This is a genomic window from Corynebacterium sp. KPL2861, from assembly GCF_040225475.1.
GTDB lineage: Bacteria > Actinomycetota > Actinomycetes > Mycobacteriales > Mycobacteriaceae > Corynebacterium.
Genome location: NZ_JBEHFW010000007.1, coordinates 30303 through 50625, shown reverse-complemented (window position 1 = coordinate 50625; position 20323 = coordinate 30303). Strand labels below are relative to the sequence as shown.

At 59.7% G+C, this 20323-nt stretch carries 20 protein-coding genes and 1 pseudogene; 5 read left to right on the top strand and 16 right to left on the bottom strand.

Translation table 11 applies throughout. The features are described 5' to 3' along the window. Positions 1–21: 21 nt before the first annotated feature. Positions 22–1398 (bottom strand): DHA2 family efflux MFS transporter permease subunit, encoded by a 1377-nt coding sequence (locus ABRP84_RS06975; RefSeq protein ID WP_349853138.1) that lies wholly within the window; start codon positions 1396–1398, stop codon positions 22–24. Between the two features lie 47 nt (positions 1399–1445). Here ABRP84_RS06975 and ABRP84_RS06970 point away from each other — a divergent pair, with 47 nt between their 5' ends. Then, positions 1446–1769, top strand: coding sequence for a hypothetical protein (locus ABRP84_RS06970; RefSeq protein ID WP_349853137.1), 324 nt, complete (start codon positions 1446–1448; stop codon positions 1767–1769). A 77-nt stretch (positions 1770–1846) separates the two neighbouring features. Here ABRP84_RS06970 and ABRP84_RS06965 read toward each other — a convergent pair whose 3' ends face one another. The 3 genes from ABRP84_RS06965 to gatC form a co-directional block, all read right to left on the bottom strand. Next, positions 1847–2362 carry an META domain-containing protein gene (locus tag ABRP84_RS06965; protein WP_349853136.1) on the bottom strand — a complete coding sequence of 172 codons (516 nt, stop codon included), beginning with the start codon at positions 2360–2362 and terminating at the stop codon, positions 1847–1849. A 104-nt stretch (positions 2363–2466) separates the two neighbouring features. After that, the gene (gatA, locus tag ABRP84_RS06960) at positions 2467–3954 is read right to left on the bottom strand and encodes an Asp-tRNA(Asn)/Glu-tRNA(Gln) amidotransferase subunit GatA (protein WP_349853135.1); all 1488 of its coding nucleotides are present in this window, start codon (positions 3952–3954) and stop codon (positions 2467–2469) included. Then, on the bottom strand, positions 3955–4251 hold the full coding sequence (gatC, locus tag ABRP84_RS06955; protein WP_349853134.1) for an Asp-tRNA(Asn)/Glu-tRNA(Gln) amidotransferase subunit GatC: 297 nt from the start codon (positions 4249–4251) through the stop codon (positions 3955–3957). 199 nt (positions 4252–4450) lie between these two features. Between gatC and ABRP84_RS06950 the strand changes: the two genes are divergently transcribed. Beyond that, a complete protein-coding gene (locus tag ABRP84_RS06950) occupies positions 4451–5113 on the top strand; it encodes an ACT domain-containing protein (protein ID WP_349853133.1) in 663 nt (220 codons plus the stop codon). Positions 5114–5124: 11 nt separating this feature from the next. On the opposite strand, the gene ligA is transcribed toward ABRP84_RS06950, so the two are convergent. After that, on the bottom strand, positions 5125–7194 hold the full coding sequence (ligA, locus tag ABRP84_RS06945; RefSeq protein ID WP_502879793.1) for an NAD-dependent DNA ligase LigA: 2070 nt from the start codon (positions 7192–7194) through the stop codon (positions 5125–5127). A gap of 45 nt (positions 7195–7239) precedes the next feature. Between ligA and ABRP84_RS06940 the strand changes: the two genes are divergently transcribed. Next, positions 7240–7911 (top strand): 3'-5' exonuclease, encoded by a 672-nt coding sequence (locus ABRP84_RS06940; protein ID WP_349853131.1) that lies wholly within the window; start codon positions 7240–7242, stop codon positions 7909–7911. 21 nt (positions 7912–7932) lie between these two features. Here ABRP84_RS06940 and ABRP84_RS06935 read toward each other — a convergent pair whose 3' ends face one another. Beyond that, positions 7933–8850 carry a uroporphyrinogen decarboxylase/cobalamine-independent methonine synthase family protein gene (locus ABRP84_RS06935; protein WP_349853130.1) on the bottom strand — a complete coding sequence of 306 codons (918 nt, stop codon included), beginning with the start codon at positions 8848–8850 and terminating at the stop codon, positions 7933–7935. Further along, a complete protein-coding gene (gene mnmA, locus ABRP84_RS06930) occupies positions 8851–9936 on the bottom strand; it encodes a tRNA 2-thiouridine(34) synthase MnmA (protein ID WP_349853129.1) in 1086 nt (361 codons plus the stop codon). 96 nt (positions 9937–10032) lie between these two features. On the opposite strand from mnmA, the gene ABRP84_RS06925 reads away from it, so the two are divergent. After that, positions 10033–10869 carry a spermidine synthase gene (locus tag ABRP84_RS06925; RefSeq protein ID WP_349853128.1) on the top strand — a complete coding sequence of 279 codons (837 nt, stop codon included), beginning with the start codon at positions 10033–10035 and terminating at the stop codon, positions 10867–10869. Here ABRP84_RS06925 and ABRP84_RS06920 read toward each other — a convergent pair. Continuing rightward, a complete protein-coding gene (locus ABRP84_RS06920) occupies positions 10850–12013 on the bottom strand; it encodes a glycoside hydrolase family 25 protein (RefSeq protein ID WP_349853127.1) in 1164 nt (387 codons plus the stop codon). The genes ABRP84_RS06925 and ABRP84_RS06920 overlap by 20 nt on opposite strands. A gap of 206 nt (positions 12014–12219) precedes the next feature. Between ABRP84_RS06920 and ABRP84_RS06915 the strand changes: the two genes are divergently transcribed. Next, positions 12220–13398, top strand: a complete 1179-nt coding sequence (locus ABRP84_RS06915) for an HNH endonuclease signature motif containing protein (protein WP_349853126.1) — start codon at positions 12220–12222, stop codon at positions 13396–13398. Here the strand turns inward: ABRP84_RS06915 and ABRP84_RS06910 are convergent. The 8 genes and pseudogenes from ABRP84_RS06910 to ABRP84_RS06875 all read right to left on the bottom strand — a co-directional run bounded on the left by ABRP84_RS06910 (position 13395) and on the right by ABRP84_RS06875 (position 20321). Next, positions 13395–14510 (bottom strand): cysteine desulfurase family protein, encoded by a 1116-nt coding sequence (locus ABRP84_RS06910; RefSeq protein ID WP_349853125.1) that lies wholly within the window; start codon positions 14508–14510, stop codon positions 13395–13397. The genes ABRP84_RS06915 and ABRP84_RS06910 overlap by 4 nt on opposite strands. Further along, positions 14510–15451: an electron transfer flavoprotein subunit alpha/FixB family protein gene (locus tag ABRP84_RS06905; RefSeq protein ID WP_349853124.1), complete on the bottom strand. Its 942-nt coding sequence runs from the start codon at positions 15449–15451 to the stop codon at positions 14510–14512. The genes ABRP84_RS06910 and ABRP84_RS06905 overlap by 1 nt, the downstream gene beginning before the upstream one ends. An 8-nt stretch (positions 15452–15459) precedes the next feature. After that, complete coding sequence (locus ABRP84_RS06900; RefSeq protein ID WP_349853123.1) at positions 15460–16242, bottom strand: electron transfer flavoprotein subunit beta/FixA family protein; 783 nt, start codon at positions 16240–16242, stop codon at positions 15460–15462. Between the two features lie 26 nt (positions 16243–16268). Continuing rightward, a pseudogene (locus tag ABRP84_RS06895) lies at positions 16269–17403 on the bottom strand (THUMP-like domain-containing protein). Then, on the bottom strand, positions 17400–18227 hold the full coding sequence (locus ABRP84_RS06890) for an NUDIX hydrolase (protein ID WP_349853122.1): 828 nt from the start codon (positions 18225–18227) through the stop codon (positions 17400–17402). The pseudogene ABRP84_RS06895 and the gene ABRP84_RS06890 overlap by 4 nt, the downstream one beginning before the upstream one ends. Further along, on the bottom strand, positions 18227–19045 hold the full coding sequence (locus ABRP84_RS06885) for an ABC transporter ATP-binding protein (RefSeq protein WP_349853121.1): 819 nt from the start codon (positions 19043–19045) through the stop codon (positions 18227–18229). Before ABRP84_RS06885 ends, ABRP84_RS06890 begins: the two co-directional genes overlap by 1 nt. Before the next feature lie 50 nt (positions 19046–19095). Then, a complete protein-coding gene (locus ABRP84_RS06880; protein WP_349853120.1) occupies positions 19096–20013 on the bottom strand; it encodes a tetratricopeptide repeat protein in 918 nt (305 codons plus the stop codon). Then, complete coding sequence (locus ABRP84_RS06875) at positions 20013–20321, bottom strand: thiamine-binding protein (protein ID WP_034653892.1); 309 nt, start codon at positions 20319–20321, stop codon at positions 20013–20015. The genes ABRP84_RS06880 and ABRP84_RS06875 overlap by 1 nt, the downstream gene beginning before the upstream one ends. Between the last annotated feature and the right edge of the window lie 2 nt (positions 20322–20323).

Here is a 20323-nt window from a genome sequence, read left to right as displayed (position 1 = left end):
CCCCAATTTAGCGCAGGATTTTTATCCATGCAGCGTGTCCACGTAGCGCAGCGAAGAGATAAGCCCCACCACCAGCGCGATAACAATTACCAGGATCGAATTGATAATCGCCGTGGTGGGATTACCCGTTTGCATCACGGCGGAGACTAAAGCCACGCCTACCACGGATCCCACCTGGCGGGAGGTGTTATACGCTCCGGACGCGGCACCCATGTGATGAGGTGAAATATCGCGCAGCGTCGTTGCCGCGTTGGATCCCCAGATAAAGGACTGGCCAATTCCTAGGGCTGCGATGGGCAATGCCAGCCACCACGGATTGGCATCGGCATGCATGACCCACCAAGCCAAACACAGCGAGGCGATCATGAGGCTAAATCCCACCAGCCCCATCAGACGCGGATTCACCGCGTCCGTAAGAATGCCCGCGATAGGTGACATCAGCATAGAGACCAGCGCCATGGGAGCCACGATGATGCCGGCCTCCCCGGCGGATAGCCCCTTAACCGATTGCAACCACAACATCACCGGCAACATGACCGAAGCCGCCATAAAGCCCATGGTCAAAATGCCCACGGAACCGGCCGCATAATTGCGGTTGTGGAAGAGCTCCACCGGAAAGAGCGGCGTAGAGCCACGATCCTGCGCGCTAGCCTGCAGGCGCACGAACGCGATGCTTGCAACTATGCCAATGGCAAGCACCACCAGCACCCGCCAATCCCAATCCAGCTCTGGGCCTTGTTGGATACCAAAGACGATGGAACCAAGCGCAATGAGCGAGACCACGGCAGAAGGCTTATCGATGTCCTGGGCTGTCGTCGGCAGCTTCGGTATCCACAGCAGGGCCAGCACGATGGCGGCGATAACGAATGGAATATGCACCCAGAAGGCCGCCTGCCAGCCAAAAGAAGCCACGAGGAACCCGCCGATCAGCGGCCCAGCCAATGACGCCACGGAGCCGATGATCCCCCACACCCCGAGCGCGCGCCCACGCCGCTCGCGGGCGAATACCCGGTTAATAACGGACATCGTCTGTGGCATCTCCAGCGAGGCCCCTAGGCCCTGCACGATGCGTGCGACGATGAGCACTTCTATCGATGGCGCCAGCGCACACGCTACTGCGCCGATCCCAAATAGCGCCACGCCGATGCAAAACAGGGCGCGCTGGCCGAGGACATCACCAAGCCGCCCCGTAAAAAGCAGCGGCACCACCACGGCAAGCAAAAAGGCGGCGGAAACCCACATGATTTCATTGACCGTGGCGCCCAAATCCGCTTGAATATCCGGCAGGGCGATGGCCACCATCGATTGGTCCAACAGGGATACAAAGAAACCGAGGGATAGGGCGAACATGGCGAGCCATGCCTGGCGCTCCGATGGCAGGTTAGTCTCCACAGTCATGGCAGGAATTCTAGCGGGGCACACAAATCAGGCCTAGACTGGCCACCATGTCCATGATTGATATCAAAAAGCCACAAGACGTATCCACCGCCACCACCGTTACCCTCGGCCTAATCGGTGGTTGGGTCACCGCCCGCGAGACCGGCATTCGCCCGCTCGGCGGCGTCATCCTCGGCGCAGCGGGCCTGTGGGCCGGCCGCTCTTGGGCCAAGAAGACCAACCCAGCCACGACAGCGGGCCTATCCGCCCTGTATGTCGGCGCATTCGGCGCCTCCCACCCATTGGCAAAGAAGATTGGCTCCTGGCCAGCAGTCCTCACCGTGACGGCCGCCTCTGCAGGCGCTGCCTACGCGCTTTCCGATGCCAAGTAGTCCACCCCGCCACATACACGACAGCACCATGGTCCCCCGCCAAGGAGGATCATGGTGCTGAATGGTTTTGTGAGTATTTACTCCACAACGTTGAAGACAACGGCGTTGTCCTCAGTGCCCAGTGCGGCCTGGCCGTCAGGCAGAGCATAGAAGGAAGGCTCGGACTCGAGGACGTCACGCAGGGAATCAGAAAGTGCCTGGGTGTGGTCATCACACGCCGCCTTGGTGGAGACGAAGTCACCTACGTGAATGGTGCCATCCTTATCCACATCGTAGGAGGTGGTGTAGGTATTGCAGCCATCATCGAGAACCAGGGACTGATCCTTGTCGAACTGCACGGTGAACTGACCGTCTTCCTTAACGGAGTGCAGCTCACCGGTGATGGTCTGGCCCTCGATGTTGGGCACCAGCTTGTCAGCGTCTGCCGGCAGGGATTCCACCAGGTCGCTCTTGGCGGTGGTGTCTGCCACCTCGGTGCCGGGCTCAGCCGGTGCCGGGTTTGCTGCGGGTTCCTCAGCGTTTGCTACGCCCATGGTCATGAGCGCAGCTGCGGAGACGGACATCGTCGCGGTTGCAATCTTTTTCAAAGTCATACCCAATAATCTACCCCTGCCGGATGGGCATCCAACAGGGGTGTAAACGAATCGTTATCTAATCCGCAGCTATTTCACAGTGACAACAATTTTAGATAGCGCGGCTAGCTTTGGCGCTTAGCTTCATAGGCTGCACCCACCTTGTACAGGCGGTCATCCTGGAAAGCCGGTGCCATGATCTGCAAACCGGTAGGCAAGTTGGTATCGGCGGCCAGGCCGGAAGGCACGGACATGCCGCACAGGCCGGCCAGGTTTAGCGGCAAGGTGCACAGGTCGAAGTTGTACATCGCCATGGGGTCTTCGGCCTTCTCCCCCAGCTTGAACGCGGTGGTTGGGGTGGTCGGCGAGACTAGTACGTCAGCCTGCTCAAAGGCGCGGGCAAAGTCCTGGGCCACGAGGGTGCGCACGCGCTGCGCCTGCAAGTAGTAGGCATCGTAGTAGCCCACGGACAGCGCATACGTGCCCAGCATGATGCGGCGCTTGACCTCGGGGCCGAAGCCCTCTGCGCGCGACTGGGACATGACCTGCTCCGCGGAGTGGGATCCGTCATCGCCAGCGCGCAGGCCGTAGCGCATGCCATCGAAGCGGGCCAGGTTGGACGAGACCTCACACGGCATGATCAGGTAGTAGGCAGCCAAGGCCTCGTCGAAGTGCGGGCAGTCCACCTCGACGATTTCCGCGCCCTGCTCGCGCAGCTGTTCCACGGCGGCGTGGTAGTTCTCCATCACGCCGTCCTGCCAGCCATCGCGCTCGAATTGCTTAATGAGGCCAACCTTGACACCGCTCAAATCGCCATTCGCGCCTTCGCGGGCGGCCTCCACCACGGGGGCAACAGGCCTGTCTACAGACGTGGCGTCGAAGGCATCGTGGCCGGCAATAACCTCGTGCAAGAGCGCGGTATCCAGGACGGTACGGCCACAGGGACCCGCCTGGTCCAGCGAGGACGCGGCTGCAATCAGGCCGTAGCGAGATACCGTGCCGTAGGTGGGCTTTACGCCCACGGTATTGGTCAGCGCCGCCGGCTGGCGGATGGAACCGCCGGTATCGGTACCAATACCTAATGGAGCTTGCCCCGAAGCCAGCGCTGCTGCGGTACCGCCACCGGAACCGCCCGGGGTGCGCTCGGTGTCATACGGGTTGTGAACCGGGCCAAATGCGGAGTTCTCATTAGACGAACCCATCGCAAACTCATCCAGGTTCGTCTTGCCAAGGATCGGGATGCCGGCCTCGCGCAGGCGCTTGGTCACCGTCGCGTCATACGGAGACATGTAGCCTTCGAGCATCTTGGATGCGGCGGTGGTGGGGGCATCGGTAGTAACCAGCAGGTCTTTTAGAGCCAGCGGCACACCGGCCAGTGCCGATGCGGGCTTTTCGCCGGCGTCGAGGGCCTTATCCACGACATCGGCAGCCGCCAATGCTCCCTCCTGCCCCACGTGCAGGAAGGAGTTGAGTTCCGGGTTGGTTTCCGCAATGCGATCCAAAAAGGCCTGGGTAACCTCGCGGGAGGTCACCTCGCGCGCGTGAATCTTCTCCGCGAGCTCGGCGGCGGTCAAAGAGGTCAGTCCCTCCGCAGGTACGACAACGTTGGTCATTTACTCTCCTCCCAAAATCTGCGGCACGACGAATCGCTCATCTTCCACGGCCGGCGCCTGGTCCAAGGCCTGCTCTGCGGTAAGGGTGCGCACGATAACGTCTTCGCGCATCGGTGCATCCACGGAGTGCGGGTGGCTCATCGGTTCCACGCCTTCAGTGTTCACGTTCCTTACTGCGGAAACGGAATCAACAATTTCATCAATCTGGCTTGCGAATTGGGCTAGCTCTTCATCGCTTAATGCCAGGCGGGAAAGCTTGGCAAGGTGGGCTACCTCATCACGCGAAATCTCAGACACGCGAACTCCATCCTTTTTCCATAATCGACGCGCAGGTGAAAATTATTTTCCCGCGCGTACTATGTAAATTGCTAAGGCTCCATAATACTGCACCTACCCGCGCAGTTGCCGAGTCACCCCGAATTATTGCCCCTTGAACGCCGTACTGTGACCCAGGTATCGTAAATGGGACTACAAGCTACTGAAAGCGTGCGACTTAATGTCTTACCTAATCCGTGTCCTGCTTCCCGATACCCCTGGTAGTTTGGGCCAGCTTTCGGAGGCCTTCGGGCTGGTTGACGGCAATATCCAATCCGTTGACATCGTAGAAACCTTCCCGGATGGCACCGTCATGGATGACATTGTCATTGAGCTTCCCGCAGACGCGATGGCCGATGCCCTCATTACCGCCGCCGCCTCCGTCCAAGGCGTGGAAGTAGATTCCATCCGGCCCTTCAGCGGCCGCGTGGACCGGCGCGGGCAGATCGAACTATTAGCGCGCGTTGCCGCCAATGCCTCAAACGTCACGGCAGCAATGGAGGAAGTCGTCGCGGCCATCCCGAAGGCGGCGACCTCCACGTGGGCCATCGTCATTGACAATAATGAGCCCATTCACCGCGTCGCCTCCTCCAACGCGGCTCCTGCCGATGACGATACGATTCCGGTCGACCTCAACATCGACAGCGCGCGCACCCTGCACCCCGATAAAGACGAGTGGGTGCCAGAAAGTTGGGCGCTGCTCGATTCCGCCCTGGCCGCCGCTCCTCTGGGAGATACCGGGATGGTCATCGCCATGGGGCGTACCGGCGGGCCAGAATACTTGGCCTCCGAGGTAGAGCACCTCGGCCACATCGGCACGATTTTGGGTGCCTTCCTCAAATAAGCCCGGCGCGGCTACACCTCCCCGGTGTTTAAGAGCGTGTGGAATTGCTCTTCGTTCAAGATACGCACCCCGAGGTCGCGGGCCTTGTCCTCCTTGGAGCCGGCATTGGCCCCGGCGACGAGGTAGGAGGTTTTCTTCGATACGGAACCGGTTGCCTTTCCGCCGCGGCTGATGATGGCTTCCTTGGCGGAATCGCGCGTGAAGTCGTCGAGGCTGCCGGTGACAACGATGGTCAGGCCCTCTAGGGTCTGTTCTTTCCTGTCCTCGGCGGCTACCTCCATGGCTAGGCCGGCTTCTGCCCATTTCTCGACGATGGTGCGGTGCCAGTCCACCTCGAACCAGGCGTGGAAGGATTCAGCGATGACTGCACCCACACCGTCTACCTCTGCAAGATCCTCGGTCTTAGCGGCACGCAGCTTTTCCATGGAGCCGTAGCGCGCTGCCAAGGCGCGGGCGGCAATGGGGCCGACGTGGCGAATGGACAGCGAGACCAGCACGCGCCAGAAGTCGCGGTCTTTGACCTCTTCTAAGTTCTGCAGCAGGTTCTTGCCCGCGGTATTGACCTTGGCGTTGCCCTCTTTTTTGCTGCGCTTATCCTTCGTATCGCGCTTGGCCGTATAGACATCGGAAGCAAGCAGTTTTTCTTCCGTTAGCTCAAAGAGCTCGGATTCATCGGTGAGGATGCCGTTCTCAATGAGGTCCATGGCCCCCTTCTCCCCCAGCGCCTCAATGTCGAGGCCCTTGCGGGAGGCGAGGTATTCCAGGCGCGCGGAGAGCTGGGCTGGGCAGGATTGGGTATTGGGGCATCGCCAGTCAGCATCGCCATCTTTTTGTGGGGCGAGCGTCGTGCCGCAGGCTGGGCACTGCGTGGGGAAGCTCCATTCGTATTCGCTGCCATCGCGCTGTTCGCGCACGGGACCTAATACCTCAGGAATGATTTCGCCGGCCTTGCGGATAATAATGGTATCTCCAATGAGCACCCCCTTGCGCTTGACCTCAGACTGATTGTGCAGGGTGGCCATGGACACCGTGGAGCCGGAGACAAAGACCGGTTCCATGATGGCAAAGGGGGTAACCCGCCCCGTACGCCCCACACCGACCTCGATGTTTTTCAGCTTCGTCGTGACCTCTTCAGGCGGGTACTTATAGGCAATGGCCCAGCGGGGTGCGCGGGAGGTGGCCCCGAGCTGGCGCTGTGAGCCCAAATCGTCCACCTTGACCACGAGCCCATCCATTTCAAAAATCGCATCGTGGCGGTGTTCGGCCCAGTAAGATACTTCCTCTTGTACTTCTGCGGCGGAGTGCACCTGCTTGGTATAGGGCGATACGGGCAGCCCCCATGCGGCGATAGCCTTATAGGCATCGTGCTGGGAGGAGGGGGAAAATCCCTCCCGCGCGCCTAGGCCGTGACACACCATGCGCAGGCGGCGCTTTTTCACCTCGGCGGGATCCTTCATGCGCAGCCCGCCGGCCGCAGCGTTGCGGGGATTGGCAAACCGCGCTTTGCCGTCTGCCGCGCGCTCCTCATTGATTTCTTCGAAATCTTCGGGACGCATATAGACCTCACCGCGGATTTCAATAAGGTCCGGGACTGGGTACTCTTCGGTGCCCGTAAGTTCGTGCGGGATATCAGAAATGACCCGCGCATTGGCGGTAATTTCCTCACCCACGGTGCCATCGCCACGGGTAGCAGCGGTATCCAAACGTCCATTGCGGTAGACCAAGTCAATGGAGAGGCCATCGATCTTCAGCTCCGTCAGGTAGGTCTTGGCGGGCGTCCTATCCAACCAGTCCTGCATCTCACCGGCGCTAAAGACATTGTCTAGGCTCATCATGCGCTCGAGGTGTTCAATGTCCTCACCGGCGTTCGGCGCAGCACCTACCTGCTGGGTGGGCGAATCCGGAACCGCCAGCTCCGGATGCTGCTTTTCTAGGTCCATCAGGCGCTGGAAAAGCGCATCAAAGTCGGCATCGGGAATCGCGGATTCACCGTTGTAATACAGGTTGCGGTGGCGGCGCACTTCCTGCGCCAGGTCGTTCCATTCACGTTGCACATCAGCTGGATTAGTCACGGTATCCAAGTCTAGCGATCCCCCATGTCCGGGCTAGCTACTAAGGTATGGACCATGAACTTCGACGCCTCCCGCATGCTCGCCTTCGACCTTGAGACCACCTCCGCCAACCCCAAAGACGCTCGTATCGTTACCTCTGCCTTGGTCCGCATTGACGGCCGCGATGTCCAGAAGGTGGAGTACCTTGCGGATCCCGGCATCGAGATCCCCCAAGCCGCCACCGACGTGCATGGAATCACAACGGAAAAGGCTCAGGCTGAAGGCCGACCGCACGAGGAAGTCCTCAAAGACACGGTTGATGCCATCAAGTCCGCGTGGGACGACGGCCTGACGCTCATTGTGTATAACGCGGCCTTCGACCTTACCGTTCTGCGCAGCCTTACCGGCGATTTCACGGTCACCGGCCCTGTCTTTGACCCGTACGTCATTGACCGCGTGAGCGATAAGTGGCGCAAGGGCAAGCGCACCCTTGGCGCGGTGTGCGAGCACTACGGCGTGGAATTGGGCAATGCGCACGAGGCCACTGCCGATGCCCTCGCTGCCGCCCGCGTGGCCTGGAAGCAGGTACGCCAGCACTACCCCAACCTCGCACAGATGGACGAAAACGAGCTCATGGAGTTCCAGGCGGTCAAGTGGTACGAGGACCGCGTCGCCTTCAAGAAGTACCTAGAGGGCAAGGGCCGCGATGCCTCCGATGTCTCGACGGCGTGGCCGCTAATTTCCTAGCGCGCTCCTCACCGCAGCCGCTTAAAGGTCGCCCGCATCGCGGGTGAGGATTCCGGCGGTCTCGGTTACAGAGCGCAATGAGCTTGCCGATGCCCGAACCGGAAACACATCAAAGTGATCCACGAGCAGCTCACGCGGCATGCCTATGCGGTCTAGGTGGCGGGCAAGTGAAATCGCCTCTGCCCGCGCGTCTTTGCCGGAAAGTGCGACACCGACGCGGCGGCCTTCGGACAGGTGCTCGCCCATCCCATCGAAATGCTCCGGGGTAGAAAGGCGGTCACGGTAGCGCGCATCAATGAGGAATGTCTTCGCGGCCCTAGCCACCGACCACAGCGGCGGGGAATAGAGATAATCCGCCTCAAAGCGCAGGAGGGTCTCGAGTGCCACCTCGTCAGGGACGGCGGGGATCGAATCAAAGTCGGTGGTTCCTGGAATGCGGCCAGCGATGACATCGGCAAGCAGCGGTTCATCCAGTTGCACCACGACCTCGCCGTGGAAGCGGCGTGCGACGTCGGTGGCGTGGGTGCGGATGCCGTGCAGCAGGGCATCGGAAAGCTCCGCAAAGGCACCGGAATCGGTGAGGACGCGGTGGCCATCGGCAAGCTCAATGCTGGCCGCCAGTGACCATGGGCCGAGAGCCTGCACCTTGATGCGAGGCACGGTCTCTCCCCACACCTGCTGTACCTCATCGAGGTCGCGCTCGAGGCGATCCCACGCGCGGCGGGTAAGCAGCTGGGGCCGGGCCGTCATGCGCCACGACCGGGGGCCGCGATCGATGGTGATGGCCTCAAGCATGCTTGCGGTGCGTCCCACCGAATCGGAGCCCAACCCGCGTTCCGGCAGCTGTGGGAGGGCGGGAAGCTCGGTCTCACCCATGATGATGTCCGCTGCCTCCGCCATGGACGTGCCGGGCATGGGCCCGAGTGCGAATCCAGTCATCTACAGGGTCTCGCAGATGGTGCCGGAACCGATGACGATATCGCCGAGGTCATCCGGGGATGGCAGGTACAGCACCGCAGCCTGTCCACGGGCAACGCCAGACAGTGGCTCCTTGAGCTCCAGGCGCATCGAATCGGCGGCGCGGTCCACGTGGGCGGTGCACGGCACTACTGAACCGTGCGCGCGAACCTGCACCTCGCACTCGAAGTCGCCGTCCATGCCAGGGTGCAGGTACTTCAGGCGATCGGCACGGATGGCGGTGACCGCTAGGTCCTCGCGCGCGCCGACGGTCACCGTGCCCGATGCAGCATCGATATCGGTGACATAGCGCGGGCGGCCATCAGCAGCCGGGGCCTTGATGTCCAGGCCCTTGCGCTGGCCGATGGTGTAGTTCCACGCGCCATCATGTTCCTTAAGCTCCGTGCCCTCTTGGTCCACAATCATGCCGGGGCGAAGCCCGATACGCGATCCCAAGAACTGCTGGGTATTGCCGTCTGGAATGAAGCAGATGTCGTAAGAATCCGGCTTCTTCGCCGTGGAGAAACCGTGCGCCGCAGCCTCTTCGCGGATCTGCGGCTTGGGGGTATCACCGATGGGGAAAAAGCAGTGCTCCAGCTCCTCGGCAGAAATGACGCCGAGCACATAAGACTGGTCCTTGTTCTCATCCTTTGAGCGGCGCATATAACCATCATCATCAAGCGTGGCGTAGTGGCCGGTCGCAACGGCATCAAAGCCTAGGGCCATGCCCTTTTGCAGCAGCGCGCGGAATTTAATCTTCTCATTGCAGCGCAGGCAAGGATTCGGGGTTTCACCGCGGGCATAAGAATCCACGAAGTCCGTGATGACCTCTTCCTTGAATTCCTCCGAAAAGTCCCAGACATAAAACGGAATGCCCAGCTTATCGCAGATGCGGCGGGCATCGGCGGAATCCTCCAGCGAACAGCAGCCGCGGGCTTTTTCGCGCGTTTGCTGCGCGTCCTTATGCAGCGCCAGGTGCACGCCGACGACATCGTGACCAGCCTCCACCGCGCGGGCGGCGGCGACAGATGAGTCCACGCCGCCAGACATTGCTACCAATACTCGCATTGCATTCCCCTTTAAATACCTCGACTACAGGCCCGAAAGTGTACTCCCTTGCCCCAACGCAGCTTAAATCGATTCCATTCCCTAAGCTTGAATCCCATGGGTAGAAAGCGAGCCGCGAACAGGTCAAGCATTACCGGCACCTACGAGATCTCCACCGGCACCGCCGAGGTCATACCGGATGAATTCCGCGACGGGGCCTATATCCTTAACGTCAATGGCGTTCCTAGCAGCCATATCGTCTTGGGCGAGCCGCAGGAACTCGACTTTGAATACATGCGCTGGATCGCAGCTGCGGTAGAGCAGCTTAATACGGTCTCGCCCAATAAACTCCGCGTTACCCACCTCGGCGGGGCCGGCTGCTCACTTCCACGCTACTTCGCCGACCTGTGGCCGGACAGCCGCCATACGGTGGTCGAGCTCGATGCCAAGCTGGGCGAATTAGTCCGCGAGCTTTTCGATGTCCCCCGTTCCCCCACCGTCAAGATCCGCCCCGGCGATGCCCGAAAAGAGACCGAAGGTTTTCTGCCCGCTAGCCGCGATATCATTATCCGCGATGTATTCGCTGGGGATAAAACCCCGAAAAGCCTGACTACGGTGGAGTTTTTCCGCGCGGTGAAGTCATCTCTTTCAGCCGGCGGCCTCTACGTGGCCAACTGCGGCGACTACTCGGATCTCCAGCTGGCGAAGCAAGAATTAGCCGGGCTCTCTGAGGTCTTCGACCACCTCGCCGTCATCGCTGACCCGCCCATGCTCAAGGGGCGCCGGTATGGAAACATCATCTTGCTGGCCTCAGATACGCAACTGCCAGCTGAGGGCTCGATACAAGCCGCTCAGCTGGCAAAGGCACTCTTAGGTGGGGCCGTCCCAGCTCACTTTAAGGATGAAAGCTGGACCCGAAAATTCTTTGCGGGAGCTACTTCAGCACACGATTGAGCAGCTCGGCCACCTGATTAGCGTCGAAGTCGGGGACATCGGCACCGGCCTTCTTCGCGGCATCCTTGGCTTCTTCGACTTGGGCGCCGGAGACCTCGCCCTTGTCGACGCCATTGACATGGCCAGCGTTTTCTAGCAGCATCGCCAAGTCGCCCACGGTGAAGTCACCAACCGCCATCTTGCCAAGTTGCTTGAGAGGTAGAGCGTCCTCGTCTTCCAAAGCCTTCACAAAATCTGCCAGGCCCTCAGCAGCCTGGGCATCGAGCCCGGCGTCTTTGGCGGCATCGGCAAACTGGGGCATTGCGATGAGACCAGCCGCAAGGGCGAAGATTGCACCAATCAGCGGCGTGCTATCGGAGCTCAGGTCCACACCATCGTCGAGGACGAGGCTATCGAGCGCGCCGCCAATATCAACGTAATTGCCGCCGCTAAAAGACTCTAGCTGCTGCTTCGAGCCATTAAAGAGGTTCATGTCCACGTCGGTGGGAATACCAGCGACCTTGCCTGATCCGGATCGCTGCCAGAAGGACAGGTTCTGCCACCCACCCACTGGATCCGGGGCTTCATCCTGGTATGCCGCCAACCACAGTGGCATATTGGAGAACTTCTGGGAGTTATTCATCTCGCCCATCCAGAAGTACTTGTAGGTATAAATCATTGGGGTGCGGTTGGTCAGATGTTTGAGCTCGGAGGTAAATTCCTCGATCCAGCTCTCCAGCTGGGAGGCCGACTTGCCTTCGGAGACCTCGATATCAAGCACCGGCGGCAACGTCTGGTTCGGCGCCAACGCAATCTGCGCCGCAAAGTTAGCAGCCTGCGTCTTCGCATCGCCAGCCGGGCGCGCATAATGGTATGCGCCAGTCTTCAGGCCGTGCACATTGGCCGCCTGAATATCCTTAACGTAGTGCGGGTTAATCCAGTCTCCACCCTCGGTTGCCTTAACAAAGGCGAAGGACTGGCCGTCAGATTTCACCTTATTCCAGTCAATAGGCATGCCACCGGGGTGCTGGTGGGCAGCAATATCAATGCCTTTCGGTGCGTTGGTTCCCAGTGCTGCCTGCGCGGCAGCGGTCCCGCTCACCGTGACTGCAACTGCAGCGATAATCGCGATGATGCTCTTGCGGAATGCCCTCATAGTTGTCATGCGCGAGAGTCTAACAACCATTCACACTAACCACATGTGCAACACACGCATCATGGAGACAAATTTTTCACTCGCGTAGACAGTATCGCTGGAAATGTACCATCTAGAACATATATTCGCTTTTCAGCTTGCGCGGGTCTAGTGGTTGCCTTATGGTAAATCTATGGAAATTAGAAACTTAGTGCGAAATTCGGGGGATAATCGCCGTGGAACCCTACTACCTCATCACTGACCCACACGATGACATCGCGGTTAGTGCCACCTGCAATAGAAAGTCCGACTACCTACTCTGGAAGGAAATTCGACCCAACCTAGAAGACGATTTCGATATTTCGTGCCATACCTTGGCCGGGCGCACCGGCTTGAGCGAACGGCGCACGAGGGATATCACCATGGCCCTGTACCGCTTAGAAGAGTTGCCGCGCACCCAACTACTGCAGGAAACCTACTACTTCCTCGACTTCTCTCGGCTTATCACCATCGACGCCGTCTTAAGTAAGCTCGGCGAAGTAGACAGCGGCACCCTTCAACGCATAGACGCCGAATTAGAAGAGTATCTCACCCCTACAAAACCGGGCCAAAGTTTTCCATCAAATGCTGCCTTGCGCCGCAAGCTCAACGGGCTCATCACAATGGAATCCCCGGACTCTACGGGAGACAAGGAGCCCGAGGAAGAGGACGCGCGAAATGAATCCTATTTCATCTACCCCACCGCGGGCGGACGAGCAGGGTTAAACGTAGAGTTCGACGAAGACGCGCTCATCCTCATTGACGAGGTTGTTCAGCGCACGGCGGAAGAACACGGAATCAGCAAGGCCGATGCCCTAGCCCAGCTGATCCTCGGAACCGTCGAAGATAAATCTCAGGTGCATCTATATATGTACCGCGCCAGCGATATAAAAGCGGCTCCCGGTTTTATCCAGGGCTATGGATGGGTACACCCTGATACCGCAGACCGGCTAACCCCGACTACGACAAGGGATATGGACCAGGCGGCAACAAGGGTAAGCCCGGCCTACTCCACGCCGCCGCTCATCGGTGCCTATGTGGAAGGTCGCGATGGTGTGTGTCGTTGGCCAGGGTGCAACCGCCCAGCATACCAGTGCCAGAAGGACCACAGGATTGATTTCTCAGAGGGAGGAAAAACAACGGCGGGAAATTTGGCCTCGTTGTGCCAGCACCATCACAATGTAAAAACGGATAAAAGCGCCTTTTACATCATGGATCCGCACAGCGGAGACATTATCTGGCTCTTCCAAGACGGGCGGTGGGAATACGACGAACCGCAAGGGCCGCTAGCGGCGAAGAATAAGAACTGGGCGCTCACCGTTGCCCAGGCAATCGCCGCGCGGCGCAATGCTGCCAAAGAAAGGGCTGATACCTAAACCGTGCGGGCCCGAGCAACGACGTCCGGCAAGTGCGCGAGCACGTAATCCACATCGTCTTCGGAGGTAAGGCGCCCCAAGGTAAACCGGAGGGATCCGATTCCTTCTTCCTCGCTGACGCCCATTGCAGAAAGCACATGGGACATGCGGTTGACGCCTGCGCTGCAGGCACTGCCTGTCGATGCCTCAATCTGCAACGAGTCCAGCAGCATGATGAGGCTGTCGCCATCAGTGCCAGGGAAAGAAACGTGTAGGTGCGACGGCAAGCATGGTTCGGTGGAATTCACCACGACGTTGTCAACGGAAGAAAGGATCCCATCCCGCAGCTTGTTCCGGAGTCCAGTGATGCGCTTGCCCTCGGCAGCGCTTTCGGCGATGGACTCCTCCAACGCAGCGGCAAGCGCGGAGGCGCTGGCGACGTCCACCGTGCCTGGGCGAAGTCCGCGCTCTTGGCCGCCGCCATAGGATATCGGGTGCGGCGCTGGGGTGCGCTTGGCCAATAGCACGCCGATACCGCGCGGGCCGCCAAACTTGTGGGCGCTGGCGGCGAGCGTTGTGATGCCCAATTCCGCAAAATTGATGGGCAGCTTGCCCGCTACCTGCACCGCATCCACATGCATGGGAATACCGGATTGTTGCGCGAGGGAGGCCAGCTCCTCGATGGGCTGAATCGCACCGGTTTCGTTATTGGCCCACATGCAAGTAGCAAGATCGGCAGGCTCCGCGAAGGCGCCCCCGTCGCTGATGTGCCCGGTGCGGTCTACGGGGAGCAGGTCCACGGTGGCGCCGGCTTGGGCAAGCTTGCCAACGGTATCGCGCACGGCTGGGTGCTCAATATCCGTCGAGATGATGCGGTTGGTGTTTCCCGCCGCATAAAGGCCCTGAATAGCGATATTATCCGCCTCGGTGCCGGAAGAAGTAAAGATGACCTCGATGGGTTCGCAGCCGAGGAGGGAGGCGACTTTCTCACGGGCATCGTCAAGCACGGAGCGTGCCCTGCGGCCAGAGGCGTACTGGGCGCTGGAATTGAGCGATCCGGAGGCGGCAACCCATGCGTCGATGGCGGATTGGCGCATCGGCTGGGTTGCTGCGTAGTCGAAATAGTGCGGCATTACTGGCGCGCCTTCAATTCCTCGGTCAAAGCTGGGGCGATCTCGTGCAGGTCACCGACGACGCCGAGATCGGCGATCTGGAAGAACGGTTCATCCTGGTCCTGGTTAATCACCACGATGGTGCCGGAGGTCTGCATGCCCGAGGTGTGCTGAATGGCACCGGAGATGCCCAGGCCGATGTAGAGATCTGGCGACACGGTCACGCCTGTCTGACCCACCTGGTGGGTGGCATCGTAGAAGCCTTCATCGACGACGTCGCGGGTTGCGCCGACGGCGCCACCGAGGGCATCGGCAAGCGGCTCTACGATCTCGCCGAATTTATCGCCGACGCCGCGGCCGCCGGAAACCACGACCTTGGCTGCGGTGAGCTCGGGGCGGGCGGACTTTTCGGCCGGAGTAAAGGAATTAACCTTGACGTCCTTCTCGGTTTCCGCAGGCAGTGGCATTGGGGCCGCCTGGGTTTCCACCTGCTGGGGCTCCGCCGCAACGGAACCCGGCTGCAGGGTATAAATCGGGCAGCTGCCAGAAGCCTGCGAGGTGGTCTCGTAAGTGCCACCGAAAATGGTCATGGTTGCAGAGCCATCCGCCTTGATGGAATCCACATTCGCGAGCGCGCCGGAAGCCAAGCGAGCGGACAGGCGGCCCGCAATCTCGTTATTCGTCGGGCTGGCGGCCAGAACGATGGGTGCCGGATTGGCTGCGCCCAGGGCATGCAAAGCATCAACCTCAGGGGTCACCAGGCGCTGGTCATAATCCTCCGCCGTTGCCTGCACCAGCTGGGCGGCACCGAGCGCGGCTAGTTCGGCATCGAAGGCATCTGCCTGCTTGCCGACGACCACCGCAGACACCGTCCCCAATTCGCGTGCGGCGGTAATGAGCTCACCGGTAACGGGGAGAATGCTGTCTGCATCGTGTTCAACAAGTACGTAAACGTGAGACATTTCTACTCCTAAATCAAGTTCTTTGCGGCTAGGAAGTCAGCAATCTTCTTCGCAGCATCCTGCGGCTGCGGTTCAGAGATAACCTCGCCAGCCGTGCGCGGCGGGCGCTTGGAAGATTCAGTGACCGTTGTGGTCGGCGCAATGGCATCAATGCCCAGGTCGGCCACGCTCAGAGTGGTGATCTCCGCCTTCTTAGCGGCCATAAGTCCCTTGAAGTTGGGGAAGCGCGGCTTATCCGCCTTATCGGTGACGGAAACAATCGCAGGAAGGGCGGCCTCGAGCTCCCAGGTTCCGCGGGCGTCTTCGCGGCTGCCTTTTACCGTGCTGCCCGAAAGCTCCACCTGGTGCAGCTCGGTCAATGCGGGCAGTTGGCGGTACTCAGCGAGCAATCCGGCAAGCGTTCCGGTCGAGGCATCGGAAGCCTCATTGCCCAAGGTGATCAATTGGACATCCTCTAGCGTGTTAATCGCCGCATTCAGCGTCCATGCGGTAGACAATGCATCCGCGCCGGCTAGGGCGTCATCGGATACAAGGACCGCGTCATCTGCGCCCATCGCAAGCGCCTTGCGAAGGGCATCGTCTGCTTGTGCGGGGCCCATCGTTAAAGCGACTACACGGTAGTTTTCATCCGGATTATCATCGCGCAGGCGTAACGCCTGTTCCACGGAGTATTCATTAATCTCATCAATGATGTTGTCCACGGAGGTGCGATCCAGGGTGTGGTCATCCTCCAAAGATTTGGTGGACCACGTATCCGGTACATGCTTGACCAGAGCCACAATCGTTGGCATTAGGGGCACTCACCTTTCCGATAGATTTATGTTGCGTAATTATCTTCGGACGATAATACTCGGGGTTGGCAGAGCAAAGCGATACCCTGTGAGCCAATTCGCGTAATGATGACCGCGAAAGGCCGCGATCCCTTCAACTTCATCTGTTTTCTTAGCTGGTCAGGGTCAATATCGACGCCGCGCACAAGGATTTCTAGGCTACCTGCATCATAAGATTTTAATACCGATTTTAGGCGCTTTAGGGGGACCCTTTCTATGAATGGAAATCCCGACATTCCCCGCGGGATACGTTCACCCGTCAGGTACGCAATACGCGGATCGATCTGCCACAAGCCCTCGCGCGCCGCATAGTGCTGCACGAGTCCCGCGCGCACCACTGCCCCATCTGGATCAATGAGGTAGGTGCCGATTTCGCCAGCCTCAGGCAGGTTCTGCTCTTGATCCGTGAGAACGTCAACTGACTCGCCCTGAATCATCACCGCGTGCCTGCCCGTTCCGAGGCCTGGTGTGTAAAGGCACGCTTCCTTAACTGCCCCATCGACGCTGCTGACGGTGACCAACCCGTCCCAGTCACTAAAATCAAGGCCGGGTGCACACTTGATGGCCACGTGTGCGTCCCTGTGCGCGGCAATCAGGTCCGGCAGCGGTGGCAGCAAATCCTCCGGGCGAGAAATCCGCCGCCCTGCCTTCCTGCGGGCGGGATCGGCGATAATGACATCCGCCGTAGAGGTGGTGGTGAGTGCATCTGCTTGAAAAAAAAGAGTCAGAATCTAAATTATGCCGGGCCATGGCAAGGCGGGAGGCATCGATATCGGAGCCGAAGTAGTCAAGGCACGATGCATAGCCTTCGGTGCCGATGGAACACGTGACATCGTGGACGGTGCGCATTCCCCGCTGCTGCAAGAACTCGGAACGATATCGTGCGACGGGTAGCGGGGTGGCTTGCTGCGCGGAATCGGCATCCATTAACCAGGTCTCAGGCAACTTTCTGCCCCGCCGAGCAGTAAGTAGCTCCATGGCACAGCGCGCATAATCGCCGTAGGCTGCTTTCAGCTTTTCCAAATCCTTCAGCTGCGAAGCCTTGCTCAGCTCCAAGTCCCAGCTAGCCAGTTCGGCGTTATGCTCGCTTAAGAAACGGACTTCATCGAGGTTAAAACTCATATACGCTCTGTAGGGGTGGTGGCGAAATATTCCGCATATTGCGGATCGTCGCGGAGGTCGCCGATGACGGGGCGAAGGTCGGACGAGGAAGCATCATCAAGCACCTCTTGGACGGTGGAGTACTTGCATAACCGTTGCATCTGCGCCCACGTGGGAACTACGAGGCGGACGAGACCGGCCCGCCAGCCCTCCAGGATGAGCTGCGGCGAAAACCATCCGGCATCATCTGCTTCGTGAGTGTCCCCGTCCGGCTCCTGCCCGCTCGGAAGCAGGCCAACGAAGAAAAAAGTATCGAACCAATGGTTTTTGCTTTGCCCCACCCACCGGGCCCATGGGAGGAGCATATCGGCATCGACGCGCATCCCGTTATTGCTAAGGAACTCGGTAAAGGAGATGGTGTGGTCTTCTAGGAGCCTGCGCTCGCGGTGATACCGGCGCGCATTAGAAATCGTGCCGTCATCCCGGATCGCAAACAAGGTACCGGATTCCTCGAAGAGCTCGCGGGCCGCGGCGAAAACGAGAGCGTGGGCCTTGTATTTGGTGACTCCCATCCGCCGAGCCATAGCCACAACGGACTTTCCGGCCCACAAGTCACCGGAATCCCACGAACGCGGTGGGAAATCGCGCGGGTCTACCCCACCGCCCGGGAATACGGCATGGCCCGGGTAGTTACGCATGGTGCTCACGCGTTCTTGGACCCAGACCTCGAGCCCGTCGGGGCCATCGCGAAGCAAGAGCACGGTCGCCGCCATGCGCCCACCGTTAAACCCGGTGGTATCGCTGGCGTCGATCGCATCGAGCCGGTCATGAATCTGGTTGGTCATTAAGATATCCGGCGGGCAAAGTAACGCTGCCCAATGCGATCTACTTGGATGGGTTGGTGAAAGGCCTGGGATAGGTTCTCCGAGGTCAGCACGGAGTTAATGAGCCCCTTTGCTACCACTTTTCCTTCATCCAGAAGCATCGCGTGGGTAAAGCCGTACGGGATTTCTTCCACGTGGTGGGTAATCATGACAATGGCTGGGGCGTCCGGATCCATCGCGAGATCGCCCAAGTATCCCACGAGATCTTCGCGCCCGCCAAGGTCCATGCCGGCAGAAGGCTCATCGAGGATGAGCAGCTCCGGATTGGACATCAAAGCGCGGGCGAGGATGACGCGCTTCTTCTCGCCTTCCGAAAGCGTCGTCCACGTCCGGTCCTTTAGGTGGCGAGCGCCAACCTGGGCCAGGATGTCATCGGCGCGGGAAAAGTCCATGTCTTGATACTCTTCGCGCCACCGACCCAAAACCGCGTAACCTGCGGAAATGACGAGGTCATAGACCCGCTCATCCGCGGGAATGCGCGATTGCACGGCAGCAGAGGAAAGACCAATCAGCGCGCGCAGGTCACGCATATCAGTCTTGCCAATTTGCTCGCCCATCAAAAAGGCCGTGCCCTTGGAGGGAAATTCCTCCGCGGCCGCCATGCGCACCAGGGAAGTCTTTCCGGCACCATTCGGCCCGATGATGACCCAGCGTTCATCGAGCTCGACCTGCCAGTCCACGGGCCCTACCAAGTTCTTGCCACCGCGGCGAAGCTCCACGCCACGGAAGTCGATGAGCCAGTCTTGATCAGTTGGGGTTACGTCGTTCACGCCTTCCATTGTGACTGATCTATTCACCGCCCGCAGTAATTGACACAGCTCCGCCGGCTTTAATACAGCGCGCTTGCCAGCTTCGTACGCGCTTCAAGAACGCGCGGATCATTGCCGGCAAAGAGGCCGAAAAGCTCGAGCAGGCGTTCCCTGAGCTGGGCCTTCTCATCGCCGGCGGTAACCTTCATGGCCTCGATGAGGCGGTCAAAGGCCTTTTCAGGGGCACCTGCGACGACTTCGGCATCGGCGGCACGCAGCTGCTTGCCGATGTCCCCCTTATCCCCATCCGCGGCAGCAATCGGGTCCTCGGATTGATTGGCTGGGTCCAGCCGCTCGAGAAGCTTCGTTGTGTCCCGCGCCTGCTTAATCTGGGTATTATCCGGTTCCGCTTCCAAGATGGATTCGTAGACCTTAATAGCGCCATCGAAATCGCCCGAGTTCAGGAAGGATTCTGCCTCTTGCAGGCGAGGGTCGTCCTCTTCTTCCTCCTCCGCTGCGGCCGGTGCAGACTCGAGCCCCTTAAGCTGCGGTCCAACGTTTTCTACCAAGCTATCCAGCCACTGCTTAAGGGCCTCCTTCGGCTGGGCTCCCTCGAAATTGGTCAGCGGTTGGCCGGCGCCAATGGCCACCACGGTAGGCAGGTTTTTCACGCCGAAGGCCTGCGCGACCTGTGGAGTGGCGTCCGCATCCACGTAGCCTACGAGGAAGCTTAGGTTTCCCGCCGCGGCTAATTCCTGCAGGTCCTGCTTCAGCTGATCGGATTGGGTAGAGCGCGGGGTGCCGATAAGGACGACGACCGGCACCTCAGTGGAGCGGCGCACCACCTCGGTCTCGAAATTCGCCTCGGTGACGGTAAAAAATGGCTGGACTCCACTAGCCTGCGGCTGCTCTTGCGCCTGCTGGCGGGCTTCCGCACGCGCCTTGACCTGGCTGAGATCGAGGGCACCGCCTACATAAGCATTATTCGCAGAAGTCATTAATCCTCCTTAGCTAAACGACGATTCACGGCGTCTACTTTATCTGTCAATTGATTCGTCACGCCTTCGCGGATGTCGGCCTTAATAACCAACGAGGTGCGCGGCGATACCGCACGCACCGCTTCGGTGGCTTTCTTAATCGTGCCGAAAACCTCGTCCCACTCGCCTTCTACAAGGGTAAACATGGCGTTGGTTTCATTGGGCAGGCCGGATTCCCGCACCACGCGGACCGCCTCCGCCACGGCATCAGCCATCTCGCCGGAGTCATTATCCACCACTGCGGGTGCTACTGAAAATGCAACAATCATGC

What these genes read in the sequence shown, in the direction of transcription:
- ABRP84_RS06950 (WP_349853133.1), top strand. Translation starts at nt 4,451, where the DNA reads ATGTCTTACCTAATCCGTGTCCTGCTTCCCGATACCCCTGGTAGTTTG.
- ABRP84_RS06970 (WP_349853137.1), top strand. Translation starts at nt 1,446, where the DNA reads ATGTCCATGATTGATATCAAAAAGCCACAAGACGTATCCACCGCCACC.
- ABRP84_RS06940 (WP_349853131.1), top strand. Translation starts at nt 7,240, where the DNA reads ATGAACTTCGACGCCTCCCGCATGCTCGCCTTCGACCTTGAGACCACC.
- ABRP84_RS06965 (WP_349853136.1), bottom strand. Translation starts at nt 2,362, where the DNA reads ATGACTTTGAAAAAGATTGCAACCGCGACGATGTCCGTCTCCGCAGCT.
- gatA (WP_349853135.1), bottom strand. Translation starts at nt 3,954, where the DNA reads ATGACCAACGTTGTCGTACCTGCGGAGGGACTGACCTCTTTGACCGCC.
- ABRP84_RS06975 (WP_349853138.1), bottom strand. Translation starts at nt 1,398, where the DNA reads ATGACTGTGGAGACTAACCTGCCATCGGAGCGCCAGGCATGGCTCGCC.
- ABRP84_RS06910 (WP_349853125.1), bottom strand. Translation starts at nt 14,510, where the DNA reads ATGCCGCACTATTTCGACTACGCAGCAACCCAGCCGATGCGCCAATCC.
- ABRP84_RS06885 (WP_349853121.1), bottom strand. Translation starts at nt 19,045, where the DNA reads ATGGAAGGCGTGAACGACGTAACCCCAACTGATCAAGACTGGCTCATC.
- ABRP84_RS06900 (WP_349853123.1), bottom strand. Translation starts at nt 16,242, where the DNA reads ATGCCAACGATTGTGGCTCTGGTCAAGCATGTACCGGATACGTGGTCC.
- ABRP84_RS06925 (WP_349853128.1), top strand. Translation starts at nt 10,033, where the DNA reads ATGGGTAGAAAGCGAGCCGCGAACAGGTCAAGCATTACCGGCACCTAC.
- mnmA (WP_349853129.1), bottom strand. Translation starts at nt 9,936, where the DNA reads ATGCGAGTATTGGTAGCAATGTCTGGCGGCGTGGACTCATCTGTCGCC.
- ABRP84_RS06875 (WP_034653892.1), bottom strand. Translation starts at nt 20,321, where the DNA reads ATGATTGTTGCATTTTCAGTAGCACCCGCAGTGGTGGATAATGACTCC.
- ABRP84_RS06880 (WP_349853120.1), bottom strand. Translation starts at nt 20,013, where the DNA reads ATGACTTCTGCGAATAATGCTTATGTAGGCGGTGCCCTCGATCTCAGC.
- ABRP84_RS06920 (WP_349853127.1), bottom strand. Translation starts at nt 12,013, where the DNA reads ATGACAACTATGAGGGCATTCCGCAAGAGCATCATCGCGATTATCGCT.
- ABRP84_RS06905 (WP_349853124.1), bottom strand. Translation starts at nt 15,451, where the DNA reads ATGTCTCACGTTTACGTACTTGTTGAACACGATGCAGACAGCATTCTC.
- ABRP84_RS06890 (WP_349853122.1), bottom strand. Translation starts at nt 18,227, where the DNA reads ATGACCAACCAGATTCATGACCGGCTCGATGCGATCGACGCCAGCGAT.
- ABRP84_RS06935 (WP_349853130.1), bottom strand. Translation starts at nt 8,850, where the DNA reads ATGACTGGATTCGCACTCGGGCCCATGCCCGGCACGTCCATGGCGGAG.